The organism is Frankia sp. AgPm24, assembly GCF_023243055.1.
In the GTDB taxonomy this organism is placed as follows: domain Bacteria; phylum Actinomycetota; class Actinomycetes; order Frankiales; family Frankiaceae; genus Frankia; species Frankia umida.
This window is the reverse complement of record NZ_JALKFW010000005.1, coordinates 16,725-28,450: the sequence shown is the minus strand read 5'-3', so window position 1 is coordinate 28,450 and position 11,726 is coordinate 16,725. Positions and strand designations below refer to the sequence as shown.

14 protein-coding genes are annotated in these 11,726 nt (G+C 71.7%); 5 read left to right on the top strand and 9 right to left on the bottom strand.

Annotated features, from left to right (window positions below; genetic code table 11):
- Window positions 1-151 precede the first annotated feature (151 nt).
- Both MXD61_RS03490 and MXD61_RS03485 read left to right on the top strand, forming a co-directional pair.
- The gene (locus tag MXD61_RS03490) at window positions 152-790 is read left to right on the top strand and encodes a two-component system response regulator (RefSeq protein ID WP_248811414.1); all 639 of its coding nucleotides are present in this window, start codon (window positions 152-154) and stop codon (window positions 788-790) included.
- Window positions 791-1,252: 462 nt separating this feature from the next.
- Window positions 1,253-2,662 (top strand): serine/threonine-protein kinase, encoded by a 1,410-nt coding sequence (locus MXD61_RS03485; protein ID WP_248811413.1) that lies wholly within the window; start codon window positions 1,253-1,255, stop codon window positions 2,660-2,662.
- Here MXD61_RS03485 and MXD61_RS03480 read toward each other — a convergent pair.
- Window positions 2,652-3,317 carry an alpha-ketoglutarate-dependent dioxygenase AlkB gene (locus MXD61_RS03480; RefSeq protein WP_248811412.1) on the bottom strand — a complete coding sequence of 222 codons (666 nt, stop codon included), beginning with the start codon at window positions 3,315-3,317 and terminating at the stop codon, window positions 2,652-2,654. The two genes, MXD61_RS03485 and MXD61_RS03480, sit on opposite strands and share 11 nt — an antisense overlap.
- 207 nt (window positions 3,318-3,524) lie before the next feature.
- Here MXD61_RS03480 and MXD61_RS03475 point away from each other — a divergent pair, with 207 nt between their 5' ends.
- Window positions 3,525-3,995: a MarR family winged helix-turn-helix transcriptional regulator gene (locus MXD61_RS03475; protein ID WP_248811411.1), complete on the top strand. Its 471-nt coding sequence runs from the start codon at window positions 3,525-3,527 to the stop codon at window positions 3,993-3,995.
- A 66-nt stretch (window positions 3,996-4,061) separates the two neighbouring features.
- Here the strand turns inward: MXD61_RS03475 and MXD61_RS03470 are convergent, their stop codons facing one another.
- The 4 genes from MXD61_RS03470 to MXD61_RS03455 are packed head-to-tail and all read right to left on the bottom strand — an operon-like array spanning window position 4,062 to window position 8,045.
- Entirely contained in the window at window positions 4,062-4,343 is a 282-nt protein-coding gene (locus tag MXD61_RS03470; RefSeq protein ID WP_163547498.1) for a metal-sensitive transcriptional regulator, read from the bottom strand.
- Window positions 4,344-4,377: 34 nt separating this feature from the next.
- Window positions 4,378-6,360 (bottom strand): allophanate hydrolase, encoded by a 1,983-nt coding sequence (gene atzF, locus MXD61_RS03465; RefSeq protein ID WP_248811410.1) that lies wholly within the window; start codon window positions 6,358-6,360, stop codon window positions 4,378-4,380.
- A 13-nt stretch (window positions 6,361-6,373) separates the two neighbouring features.
- Window positions 6,374-7,228, bottom strand: a complete 855-nt coding sequence (locus tag MXD61_RS03460; RefSeq protein WP_248811409.1) for a cysteine hydrolase family protein — start codon at window positions 7,226-7,228, stop codon at window positions 6,374-6,376.
- Between the two features lie 37 nt (window positions 7,229-7,265).
- Window positions 7,266-8,045: a GntR family transcriptional regulator gene (locus MXD61_RS03455; RefSeq protein ID WP_248811408.1), complete on the bottom strand. Its 780-nt coding sequence runs from the start codon at window positions 8,043-8,045 to the stop codon at window positions 7,266-7,268.
- Between the two features lie 397 nt (window positions 8,046-8,442).
- Between MXD61_RS03455 and MXD61_RS03450 the strand changes: the two genes are divergently transcribed.
- On the top strand, window positions 8,443-9,081 hold the full coding sequence (locus MXD61_RS03450) for an alpha/beta fold hydrolase (RefSeq protein WP_248811407.1): 639 nt from the start codon (window positions 8,443-8,445) through the stop codon (window positions 9,079-9,081).
- Window positions 9,082-9,327: 246 nt separating this feature from the next.
- Here MXD61_RS03450 and MXD61_RS03445 read toward each other — a convergent pair whose 3' ends face one another.
- Window positions 9,328-9,474, bottom strand: coding sequence for a hypothetical protein (locus tag MXD61_RS03445; protein ID WP_175084859.1), 147 nt, complete (start codon window positions 9,472-9,474; stop codon window positions 9,328-9,330).
- A gap of 382 nt (window positions 9,475-9,856) precedes the next feature.
- On the bottom strand, window positions 9,857-10,144 hold the full coding sequence (locus MXD61_RS03440; RefSeq protein WP_163548924.1) for a hypothetical protein: 288 nt from the start codon (window positions 10,142-10,144) through the stop codon (window positions 9,857-9,859).
- Between the two features lie 76 nt (window positions 10,145-10,220).
- On the opposite strand from MXD61_RS03440, the gene MXD61_RS03435 reads away from it, so the two are divergent.
- A complete protein-coding gene (locus MXD61_RS03435) occupies window positions 10,221-10,451 on the top strand; it encodes a hypothetical protein (RefSeq protein WP_175084860.1) in 231 nt (76 codons plus the stop codon).
- Between the two features lie 547 nt (window positions 10,452-10,998).
- Here MXD61_RS03435 and MXD61_RS03430 read toward each other — a convergent pair.
- Both MXD61_RS03430 and MXD61_RS03425 read right to left on the bottom strand, forming a co-directional pair.
- Window positions 10,999-11,388: an FmdB family zinc ribbon protein gene (locus MXD61_RS03430; RefSeq protein WP_248811406.1), complete on the bottom strand. Its 390-nt coding sequence runs from the start codon at window positions 11,386-11,388 to the stop codon at window positions 10,999-11,001.
- Window positions 11,389-11,432: 44 nt separating this feature from the next.
- On the bottom strand, window positions 11,433-11,726 hold a 294-nt coding region (locus MXD61_RS03425), incomplete at its 5' end, for a 5-formyltetrahydrofolate cyclo-ligase (protein ID WP_248811405.1).

Here is an 11,726-nt window from a genome sequence, read left to right as displayed (position 1 = left end):
TTCGGGCGTGTATCGGTGGGGCGGTGCATCGTCCACCCGGGCAGTCGGCGATGGTGGTGTGGGCGATGCTGGTGTGGTGGCCGCGTCCAGTACGGGCCGGCAGGGCGACCGTGTCGGCCGGCAGGGCGACCGCGAAGGAGGAGGCAGGCGGGTGACCGAGCGGACCGGCGGTTTCGTCGAGGGCGAAGGCGGGCCGACCACGGAGCGACCCCGCAGCAAGATCCTGCTGGTCGATGACCGTGCCGACAATCTCATGGCTCTGGAGGCGATTCTCGCCTCGCTGGACCAGGATCTGGTGACCGCCTCGTCCGGCGAGGAGGCGCTCAAGCGGCTGCTCGTCGATGACTTCGCGGTGATCCTGCTTGATGTTCAGATGCCCGGAATGGATGGTTTCGAGACGGCGCATCGGATCAAGCAGCGGGGTCGGACCAGGGATACGCCGATCATCTTTCTGACGGCGATCGACCGGGAACCGCATCACGCCTTTCGCGGGTACGCCGTGGGTGCGGTCGACTACATCGCGAAGCCCTTCGATCCGTGGTTGCTGCGCGCCAAGGTCAGCGTCTTCGTCGAGCTGTTCGAAAAGAACGAGCGGCTGTCGGAGCTCGCCCATCAGCGGGTGCGGGACTTCGACCTGATGACCGAGGTCGCCGAGCGGCTGATCGCGCTCGACGTGCTGCTGGAGGCCAGCAGCGACGCCACCAAGGAGGAGCGGCTCGCGGCCGCCGGCGCCGAGGTCCGTGGGCTGGTCGCCCGGTTGCAGCCGTTCGCCCGCTCCGCCAACAGCTGACCCGGCGCCGTCCCGATGGGCGCCGTCCCGATGGGCTCGGCCGAGTCGGGTGCCCCCGCGCGGGGGGTGGGCTGGCTGGTCCGTTCGGGTGAGCCGGTCGCGGTGACCATCCGTTCGGCGGGTGGAATCCGTCACACCTGAACGGCCGGTCACAGCGGTGACGGTTCCCGCCTGTGGTGTCTGTCCGCCCAGATCCGTCTACGGACGGTCAGCTCGGACGACACGGCGCGGACTGAACCTCCCAGAACGTCACTGTTGACCGTCCACTTCGGATGGTCTGGTGGGATGGATCGCCGGCCGGCGGGGAGCATGCACCAAATGGTTGCGCCGTCCGGCTTCGGTCAGCGCCGATAGCATGGATTTGTCGGGCAGATCCGCAGCCGTGCCCCGTGCAGCCGCCTTTTCCGCCGTAGGAGGTTCCGTCGTATGGCAATGGCCAGGCGCGCTCCCTATGGATCCACTGTGAATGATCCGGCCACCCTCGGTCCGTACGAGATAGACCGTAGGATCTCGGACACCGGAAGCGGCACGGTCTTTCTCGGCCGTAGCCATGGTCGTCCGGTCCTGATCAAAACGATCGCCACGGACCTCGCGCGGGATGCCTGGTTCCGCCAGCGGCTGGCGGCCGACATCGAACGCCTGCGCCAGCTGAACCCGTTCTGCCTGGCCGCGGTCCTGGGCGCGGACATCATGGCGAAGACGCCGTACGTCGTGGTGGAGTACGTGGACGCGCCGACCCTGGCCGCGAGCATCGAGGACGAGGGGCCGCTGGCCACCGCCGACACCGTCCGGCTGGCCCTCGGGCTGGCCGCCGCGCTGGCCACCCTGCACCGCCACGACCTTGCGTTCACGGATCTGAAACCCACCAACCTGGTGCTTTCCCGAGGTGGCCTGCGACTGGTCGATTTCGGTCTCGCTCGTGTTCTGAACACGTTTTCAGCGGATCGTCCCGGTCAGGCCGGTCGGGGCATGGGAAACCTTTCCTTCCTGAGTCCTGAGCAGCTTCTGGGCCGGGCCGCCACAGTCGCATCGGATGTTTTCACCTGGGGTGGCGTCGTGTTGTACGCGGCGACCGGTCAGGCGCCGTTCGGCGGCGGCCCGCGGCGTGCGATGTTGCAGCGAGTGGTCTACGCCGAGCCGGATCTGTCCGTCCTGCCGGCTACGTTGCGTGAGCTGGTCGGCGCCGCGATGGGCAAGGATCCCCGGCATCGGCCCACCGCCGGCGAGCTGTTCGGTGAACTCGCCGAGCTTGCCCCGCTCGAGCCGACGGTGCCCCGCCAGCCCACGGCGACGGACCTGGCCGAGCCGACGCAGAAGACCGAGCTCGCCTCGGTGGACCGTGCGCCGATCGACCGCAGCGTCCTCGATGATCTGCCGACCCAGCGCGCCGGGCAGCGGCCCACGCCGGTCATCCTGACGAAGATCCCCAGCTCGGCCCGCGCCACCGCGGCAGCCGTGGCCGCGGCAGCACCGGTACCGGGGCCCGTACCGGCACTGGCGCTGGCAGCGACCGCGGCGCCGGCGGTGACGGCGGTGACGGCGGTGACGGCGGTGACCGGAGTGACGGCGCCGGGAGTGACCGTGACATCGGCCGCGGTCGCCGGTCTCCTGCTCACCCTGCCCGGGCCGCGCCGCGCCGCGGCGCAGGTCGCGGACGCGGGACAACCGGCCTGCTCGGAGGCGACCGCCGGCGAAGCTGGGACGTCCGGGAGGCCGGAGGTGCCCGCGGTGTCCAGCGGGCCGCGGCCGCGGCTGGCTGGTGTGGTGGCGCTCCTGACGCGGCGCCGATCCGGCGGAGCAGGTCCGATCACGACGGCCCTCGGGTTGGCCGGCCGGCGCACCTCACGGCGACGGGTGGACGTCAGCGGCTGAAGTGACGAGCGGCGCCGTAGCCGGGGCCCTGCTCGGGACGCCCGGTCCGTGACGTCCACCGCCACTGCACCGAGATCCGCCCGCCGATCTGGCCCGGCACCCGGGGCACGCCGTGCAGCCAGTCCGCCTGCGCGCGTCCACCCAGCACGATCAGGTCGCCGCCGGCCGGCGCCAGATCCCGCCCGCCAGGGTCCTGCGGGTCGTTGAGCAGCCGCCGGCCGGGGGGAAGATGACGGGACTTCACCAGGAACGGGCGACGTGCGCCGAGGGTGAGGATGGCGATGACCGTGTCATCGAGCCAGCGCATCTCCCGGTCGCGGTGCAGGGCGACCGCGTCGTTGCCGTCCCGGTACAGCGACAGGCCGAAGCCGTCGAACTCGACCCCGTAGGTGCGCCGCAGCGCCCGGTAGGCCGCCGTGAGCGCGGGGAACGGCACCGGCCCGCCGCGGGGAATCCACGTGCTCAACCGGGGTTCGGTGACAGTGCGTTCGTAGCGCCACATGGTGCCCTGCCGCCAGGGCAGGCCGGTGCGCATCTGGTCGTACAACGTGTCGGCATCGCGCAGCCAGCCACGCGTGACATCGACCCAGGAGCGTTCATCCAGCCAGATGCGCGTGGCGGGCGCCGTGGAATCCACCGTCGCGACATCGGTCACCCTGGGCAGGATACCGACACCGGATGATCCGGTCGGTTCAGGGCGGCCGCCGTGACGATGGCCCGAGCGGGCGGTCACGTCCGCCGACGGCCGAGTAGCCTCGCTGATCCAGGGGACCAGCCACGGAATGGATGTCAGGATGCGCTGCACAGCACCGCGGTGCCATCGGCCCGGCGGGCCCGCCACGACCGGCGCACCACGGACCCGATGAGCGACCAGCGCGGCGAGTCCCCGGACGTGCGTCAGCTCACCGAGGTGGTGACGCGGCTGCGTCGCGTGCTGCGGGCCAGCATCCGCACCGAGTACACCTGGGAGTCGTTGCCGATGGCCCAGGTCGAACTGCTGCAGTGCGTGGCCGAGCGGGACGGCACCCGGGTCGGGGAGCTCGCGGTGCTGCTGCGGCTGGCACCGAACAGCGTCTCGACCCTGGTGCAGCAGCTTGTCGACGCCGGCTACCTGCACCGGGAGCGCGACCCGGCGGACCGGCGAGCGGCCCTGCTACGGCTGACCCCCGCTGGCAGGCAGGCACTCGGCGGCTGGCAGCAGGCCCATGAGCGGCGGCTGGGCTCGGCGCTGGCCCGCCTCGGCGAGCAGGACCGCGCGGCCATCGTCACGGCGTTGCCCGCGCTGACGAACCTCGTCGAAGCCCTGGGCGACCGCGGCGACGCCGCCCGCTGAGCAGCACCCCACGCGGCAGACCCGCCGGACCACCGGCGCGCGGGACGAGCCAGCGCCCGCGGCCGGTCAGGACCTGATCAGACGGGCGATGGCGGCGGAGGCCTCGCGGAGCTTCTCGTCGGCGACCGGGCCGCCCTCGGCCGCCGCGTGGGCCACGCAGTGCGCGAGATGGTCCTCGAGCAGGCCGAGGGCGACGGACTGCAACGCCCTGGTCGCCGCCGACACCTGGGTGAGGATGTCGATGCAGTACTTGTCCTCGGCGATCATCCGTTGCAGGCCTCGGACCTGGCCTTCGATGCGTCGTAGTCGGGCGGTGTACTCGTCCTTGGAGTCGGTGTAGCCGTGCATCCGCCGTGCCCTCCCCCCACTGATCCATACCCCCCTACGGTACGTCCACGGTGGACGGGGATGGACCCGCGGTGGCGAGGTACGGCCGCCAGCCGCCGAGGTCGGTGATGTCCTCGGCGCCCTCGACCGCCGCGGACTCGCACAGAAAGCCGAGGGTGGGTCCGCCGACGAGCTCGACGGTTCCGATCGCCAACGGCGAGCCGACGCCGAGCAGGAAGCGGCCGGCGGCCTGCGTGGACAACCGCCAGACCTCCACCTCGATGGCCGATCCGCCCCGCGTCGTACGCAGCAGCCCCGGACGTCGCGGCGGCCCGCCGGCCAGCGCGTACAGGCGGTAGCGCGGCAGCGTCCGATCACGTCGGACGAGGACAGCTCCCAGCCGGGTCAGCTCCCCGTTGAGCGGCAGACCACTCAGATGCGCCCCCACCACCGCCAGATCGACGACATCCCGTCCCGGCCCCGCCGGGACCAGCGGCGTCGGTGGGACCAGCGGCGTCGGTGGGACCGGCGGCGTCGGTGGGGCAGGCGCGGTGGCTTCGGCCAGAGGATGACCGGTGGCGCCGGTCGGCAGGCCGGTGCTGGCGTGCAGGCGGGCGGCGAGGTCGGCGAGGAACGCGTCCTGGCCCGCGGGGGCCAGCAGGGTCGCCCCGTGCGGCAGCCCGCCATGAAAGCCGACGGGGACCGCGACCGCGGCCAGGTCGAGCAGGTTCGCGAAGGTCGTGTACCGGCCCAGGCGGCTGTTCAGCCCGATCGGGTCGGCCAGCACCGCGGTGACCGGGTAGCTGGTGGGCACGGTGGGCAGTACCAGCGCGTCCACGTCCTGCCAGAGGGCATCCGCCTGCCGACGCAACACGCGCAGCCTGGTCAGGCCACGATGGACCTCGACCCCGGTGATCGCCGCGCCGGGCTCGATCACGGCCCGGACGGTGGGGTGCACCTGGTCCGGACGGGCCAGCACGAACTCGCCCACGGACGCGAACCGTTCGGCCAGCCACGGCCCCTCGTAGAGCAGCCGGCCCGCGGCGAGAAACGGTTCGAGATCCACCGGGACGAGTTCGACACCGAGCTCACGCAGCAGCGACAGGCCGTGCTCGTGTACGGCCCGGGCGCCCGCGTCCCCGAAGAAGGTCAGTTCCCGCGGCCGGGCCATGGCCACCCGCGGGCGCCGCCCGGAGCTCGACACGGTCGGCCACACGGGCCCGGCGACGCCGGGCAGCCTGCGGGAGTACGGATCAGCCGGGTCGTAGCCGGCCATGACCGACAGGGCCAGCCGAGCGTCCGCCACGCTGAGCGCGAAGACACTCGGACAGTCCAGCGAGCGACACGCCGGCACCAGACCGCGGGTGCTGACCAGCCCACGGGACGGCTTGATGCCGACGACGTTGGTCAGTGCCGCCGGCACCCGGCCCGACCCCGCCGTGTCGGTCCCCACCGCGAAGGTCACCAGTCCGGCGGCCACCGCGACACCGGAGCCGGAGCTGGAACCGCCCGCGATCATCTCCGGGTCGAACGGAGACACCGGCGTGCCATAGGGAGAGCGGGCCCCGGACAGGCCGGTCGCGAACTGGTCGAGATTGGTCTTTCCCAGGCAGACCGCGCCGGCGGCGAGCAGCGCGGCCACGGCGGGGGCGTCACTGGTCGGCTCGCGGGCGAACCCGGGGCAGCCGGCCGTCGTCGCCAGCCCGGCGACGTCGATGTTGTCCTTGACCGCGAACGGTAGTCCGAACAGGGCAGGCAACCGCGAGTCGGCGCCTGCCCGCCCACCGCCCGCTGGCCCGAACAGGGCATCGCGCATCGCGTCGAGCGCCGCGGCGCGGGCCATCGCCTGCGGCCGCGGCACCATCGAGATCCACACCGCGTCGTCGCCGCGGGTCTCGATCCGGTCGTACACCGCGGCGATCACCTCGGTGACCCGCAGGGTGCCGCGGTGGTAGCCGTCCCGCAGGACCGTCGCCTGAAGGTCGGGGACCGGTACCAGGCCGTCTGGACGCGGGCCGGTCATGAGCTCGGTCGTCATCGATCGGTGCGGGTCAGCCGGCCAGCTGCGCGGCGCGGGTCGCGGCGTCGACGGCGGCACCGACCGCCGTGGAGTCCGCCACCGCGCCGAAGACGCCGCCCTGCATGGTGACCATGTGCAGCGCCGCCGCGTGGTTGGCCGGGTCGGTGGCACCGGTGCAGTCCGACAGCAACAGGCACTCGTACCCGCGGTCGTTGGCGTCGCGCATCGTCGTGTGCACGCAGACGTCCGTCGTGATGCCGGTCAGGATGATGTGGGTGATGCCATGCCGGCGCAGGACGAGCTCCAGGTCGGTCGCGTGGAACGAGCCCTTGCCGGGCTTGTCGATCACCACCTCGCCGGGCAGCGGCGCCACCTCCGGGACGATCTCCCAGCCGGGTTCGCCGCGGGTGAGGATGCGCCCGCGGGGGCCACGATCACCGATGCCGGCGCCGATCCGCTTCGAGCGCCACAGCTTGTTCGGCGGGCAGTCGGCCAGGTCCGGGCGATGCCCCTCCCGGGTGTGCACGATGAGGAAGCCCAGCGGCCGCAGCAACGCCAGCAGTCGGGCGGTCGGCGCGAGGCCCGCACGGGTGAGGGCCAGGTCGTAGCCCATCGCGTCCACGTAGCCACCGTGCCCGCAGAAGTCGACCTGCCAGTCGATGTTGACCACGGCGGTGGTCGCCGGGCTGAACGACCCGTCATAGGGCCAGGCGTACGGCGCCGCCTCGACCGGGCCGATCCGCAGTGACCCGGCCGCGGCGAGGCGTCCGGGCTCCGGCAGCGCCGGTCCGACGGAGACGGCCGGGCGCGTCTGGCCCGGCTGGGCCAGGACATCGGCATCGGCATCGGTGGTCGCGGTGGTCGCGGCCGAGGGAGCGAGGGTCATGACGAAGGTGGCCCTTTCTGACGGGGACGGTTCGAGGTCAGGGCCGCCCGGACGGGCGGCTGCGGCGCAGCACCATCTGGGTGATCGCCTGGGCCGCGCGCCTCTCGACGACGTCCATCGATTCGCCGACGTGCTGGCGCAACGCGACGACGCTGCCCTCGAGATCACCGGCGAGCACCCGGTCGACGATCTCGAGGTGCTGACTGATCGTCAGGTGGACGCGGTCCGCGGTCACGAAGTCATGCATCCGCACCGGCCGAATCCGGGCGTTCACCGAGTCCAGGAGGTTCGCCAGTTCCGCATTGCCGGAGGCGCGGCTCAGCGTGAGGTGGAAATCCTCGTCGAGCGCGACGAAGTCGGGGTCGGGGACCGGCGGGCTTTCCCGCAGCGCCCGCCAGGAATCGCGCAACGGTTCGAGCAACGCCGGATCATGGGCCGTGCCGGTCTCCACGGCCCGCAGCAGCCCCCGCAGCTCCAGGGTGACCCGGATCTCGTACAGATCCCGCAGGCCGCCGAGGTCGGGCTCGGCCGGGTAGTAACCGCCGTCGGGCCGCTTCTCCACCAGGCCGTCGCTGGCCAGCCTGGTCAGCGCCTCCCGCACCGGCGTACGGGACACCCCGAGCAGCGCGGCGAGCCGCTCCTCGGTAAGCCGGTCCCGGAAGGAGAACTCGCCGGACATGAGTTGACTACGCAACGCGACATAGGCATGGTCGCGCAGGTTGCCGGCGGCGGGTCGCGCGGACCCGGGCCGGGCAGCGATGGGCCCCGCTGCGGTGGCGCCCGTGGACAGGGGACCAGTGGGGGACGTCGAAGTCATACCGCCGAGCATCCGCCATCGCCGACCCGAACGCGCCGACCGCCTGCGGACGGCGACGGCCCGACGCCGATGCCGACGCCGGGTCTGCCCGAGGGCGCCCGACGACGATCGTGGCGACCCTTCCCGCAGCACTGCATACTGACCTGTATACAGGACCGTGTACATGATGAGAACGGTAAAGGACCAATGCGTTTCTCATCAACCGGGAAGTTGTTACGTTCACTCCGACTGTTATTGCGACCGCGTTAACCGGCCAGTTGATCGGTCGGCGCCGGCGGGGCTCGCCAGGATGTCGGAGGGGGCGACATCGGGATGGAGGAGCGAGATGGCGCCGGACGCGACGGCGGGCGGTGTAGCCCGGGCTGCGCATGACGGTTCCGCGGGATGCCCGGGGTCGGTGGGTGAGGTCGCGGCACCGCCCGTTGTCCTGGTGCACGGGACGGCGACGACCGGGGCGATCTGGGGACGGGTGCGTCGGGAACTCGTCGGACGGCGGGTCAGCGCGCCGGACCGGCCGTCCAGCGGCAGTCTGCCTGCCGAACTGGCGGCACTGCGGCCCTGGGTGGACGGCGCCGTCTACGGCGGGGTCAGTGGAGGTGCGACGCTGGGCCTGGCGCTGCTCGCGGCCGGGGTGCCGTTGGCCGGCGTGGTGCTGCACGAGCCGGCGGTCGGCTCGCTGCTGCCGGGCCTGCTCGCGCCGGTCGCCGCGGCCTACGCCGCGGGCGGCGTGCCCGCACTCGCCCGGACGCTGTACGGCCCCGCCTGGCAGCTGACGGACGCACCGTCCGACCCGGGGGCCGTCGAGCGGGACCTGGCGATGTTCCTCGAGTTCGAACCGGGACCGCTGCCCGATCGGGCCATCCCCATCATCATCACCGTCGGCGCGGACTCGCCGCCGGTACGTCATCGCGCCGCCGCGGTGCTCCACGATCGACTGGAACTGCCCGTTCGGGTCATCCCAGGGTGTGGCCACGCCGCCCATCTGGAGGCGCCAGCCGCCTTCGCCCGCCTGCTCGCAATGGTCCACCGCGGCTGATTCGTGGGGTCAACCGAATTCATGTGGCGATGAATCCGGCCGACCCCACGGTCCCCTTCTCCCCGCTCGATCCGATGGCCCGTGGTCGGTGGACCGTAGACGCCGGACCCACCGTAATCCGATAGCGGATTCAGTCCTGGCCACGGCCCGCACGCGCAATCAGTTGACGGGCCGGCGGGGAAGGCCATCGGTCGCTATTTCGCTCTGACCGCGCCGCGCCGCGTCGCGCTGACGCGGGATCGAGGGTCAGCGGTCGACGTGGTGCGGGGGCACATCGTCACGTAGCCGGATGATGTCGGAGTCCTCGCCTTCGGACAATGACTCGTCTCCCCATCCGATGTCGCGATCGTCGCCGCGGTCGTCGTCGGACCAGTCGTCACGCGGTGTTGTCATTCTTCTCCTCTCCCCTTCGGTGCGGTGGACGCACTGTCACGATGGCGGTGTCGCCGGATCGGATAGAACCTCGTATCCGTCTGCCGCGCCTCGCGACCCACTACTGCCAAGCCTCGTTCCAGCCTGTCGGCGGTGAGGCACCGGCGCAATGGGCATACCTGTGAGCCTGGTTGCGTGGGCCCGGTCGTGATCGCCGGCGTCGCGCTGACCGCCGCAGCGGCACCACACCGCCGTTCCGGCGCAGGCGCGCGGGCCGCGCAGGGCCCATGGGAGCCGCGCAGGGCCCTGGGACAGGGCAGGGCCATGGGACGCAGGGCACGCGGGCGCAGCAGGGCACGCGGGGCGCATCGGCGCGGGAACAGTCAGCCGCTCGGCGTGTGGGTCAGTGCCCTTCGCGGGCGGGGGGTGGCGTGGTGAGGGCATGGCCGAGCACCTCGATGACGAGGCGCAGGGCCGCCCGGCTACCGGCCAGATAGGCGTCCGCCTCGCGCTGGGACCAGGCAGTGGCCACGATTCCGGGTTCCGGTGGCCTGGCGGACAGGGCCGCGCGGATAGCCGCGCGGTACCGCGCGACCGTGATCGGAGGATCTCCGACGGGCTCCTCGTCGTACTCCTCGTCGCGATCTATCAGGGCTCCGACCTCGTCTGCGCGCCGTGCTGTGGGGTGCATGGTTTCCTCCTCCTTAATTTGCTGACCAGCAAATTAGACCCTAGCGAGGTTCTTGGGGAAGAGCAAAGTGGTTACGATGTTCCTCGTGGACGACGGTGAGCAGTTGGTCGGCATCGGGGACATCGCGTTCCAGCTCAAGATCACCCGCCAGGCGGTGGACTACTGGACTCGCAAGGACGCTCGGTTTCCGGCGCCCTTGCAGGTCATCAACGCACCGACCGGTAGTGGTGCCAAAGGCACTCGGGTTTGGCGCAAGCGAGAGGTAGACGCCTGGATCGTGGAGCACTATCGGCGGCGCAAACAGTAGGCGTTTTGCCTGGTGACGGCGGCGTGGGTGGGATGGTCTGATCCCACGCCGGCGGGCCGGCACGTCCGATCGTGGCGCCGATCTCGGCGATGCAGCAAAAAGCGTGCGATCAGGACGAAGCATGTCGGTTGGTGCATTCTCCCGGTCGCGGGGGAATGGAAGCGGTACACCCCGGACGGGCCGGGCGTACCACGTGCCGTGATGATCAGTGCTGCTCGGTCGGCCCGGCGGCAGGGGGCGTCCGGCGGCTGTCGAGCGCCGGCGGCGCCTGTGGCACGAGTCGTGCCTGTTCGGTGTGCTCTGGCCCGATCGGGTGATGCGGGCGGCTCGACTGGCCGGGTGCGGCCATCAGCCGCGTTCGGCCGCCGGACACGGCGAAGCCCAGGTATGGCGAAGCCCCGGGGCACGGCGAAGCCCCAGAGCACGGCGAACACGGCGGGCGGGGTGACGTCCCCGGGGGGTCGGTGAGGTCCTCGTACGCCGTGAAGGCGCCCCACCCTGCCGGGGGTGGGGCGCCTTCACGGTGACGAACCGGGGTCGCGGCTGTTCAGGCCGCCGCGGTACTCGAGGTCGAGGGCGACGAACTGCCCGCTCCGCTGCCCGCTGTCACACCGGTCGACGAGGACGACGACGAGTCCGACGAGGACGACGAGGACGTGTCGCTGCCGCTGGAGCCGCCCGCGCCGGAGCTGGAACCGGCGCCGGTCGACTCGCCTGGGGTGTCCTTCGGGCGTTGCTGGACCGACCCGCCGGACGAACTCGAACGGCTGTCGTTCTTGTAGAAACCGCTGCCCTTGAACACCACGCCCACCGAACCGAACACCTTCCGAAGTCGTCCGGCGCAGGTCGGGCACTCGGTCAGTGACGCGTCGCTGAAGCTCTGCACAACCTCGAGGTCGCGGCCGCAGTCGGTGCAGCGGTACTGGTAGGTAGGCACGTACTCCTCCCGGAGTTGGCACTCAGAAGTGACGACTGCCAACTTTAGCCTGTGGACGGCTCCGGATGTTCCCCGGTCACGCCGTCCGGTTCGCAGTGCAGGATACGGCTCGGGGTGACCACAAGGTGGACGCCACGGTCATGCGGTGCGGTGGGCACATGATCCAGGAGCTCCTGATCGTGCACCACGGCGATCACCGTGGCCTGTGCGGCCACCCGAACGAGCGCCCGGTCGTAGGAGCCGCGGGCGCCGGCGCCGGCGCCGGCCCCGCCCCGGCCCGGGCTCTTATACACATCTCCGCGCCCCCGCGACGAGCGCGCCGGGGGGGTGGGCGGGGG

What these genes read in the sequence shown, in the direction of transcription:
- MXD61_RS03475 (WP_248811411.1), top strand. Translation starts at nt 3,525, where the DNA reads ATGAGCGACCAGCGCGGCGAGTCCCCGGACGTGCGTCAGCTCACCGAG.
- MXD61_RS03470 (WP_163547498.1), bottom strand. Translation starts at nt 4,343, where the DNA reads ATGCACGGCTACACCGACTCCAAGGACGAGTACACCGCCCGACTACGA.
- atzF (WP_248811410.1), bottom strand. Translation starts at nt 6,360, where the DNA reads ATGACGACCGAGCTCATGACCGGCCCGCGTCCAGACGGCCTGGTACCG.
- MXD61_RS03460 (WP_248811409.1), bottom strand. Translation starts at nt 7,228, where the DNA reads ATGACCCTCGCTCCCTCGGCCGCGACCACCGCGACCACCGATGCCGAT.
- MXD61_RS03455 (WP_248811408.1), bottom strand. Translation starts at nt 8,045, where the DNA reads ATGACTTCGACGTCCCCCACTGGTCCCCTGTCCACGGGCGCCACCGCA.
- MXD61_RS03445 (WP_175084859.1), bottom strand. Translation starts at nt 9,474, where the DNA reads ATGACAACACCGCGTGACGACTGGTCCGACGACGACCGCGGCGACGAT.
- MXD61_RS03440 (WP_163548924.1), bottom strand. Translation starts at nt 10,144, where the DNA reads ATGCACCCCACAGCACGGCGCGCAGACGAGGTCGGAGCCCTGATAGAT.
- MXD61_RS03435 (WP_175084860.1), top strand. Translation starts at nt 10,221, where the DNA reads ATGTTCCTCGTGGACGACGGTGAGCAGTTGGTCGGCATCGGGGACATC.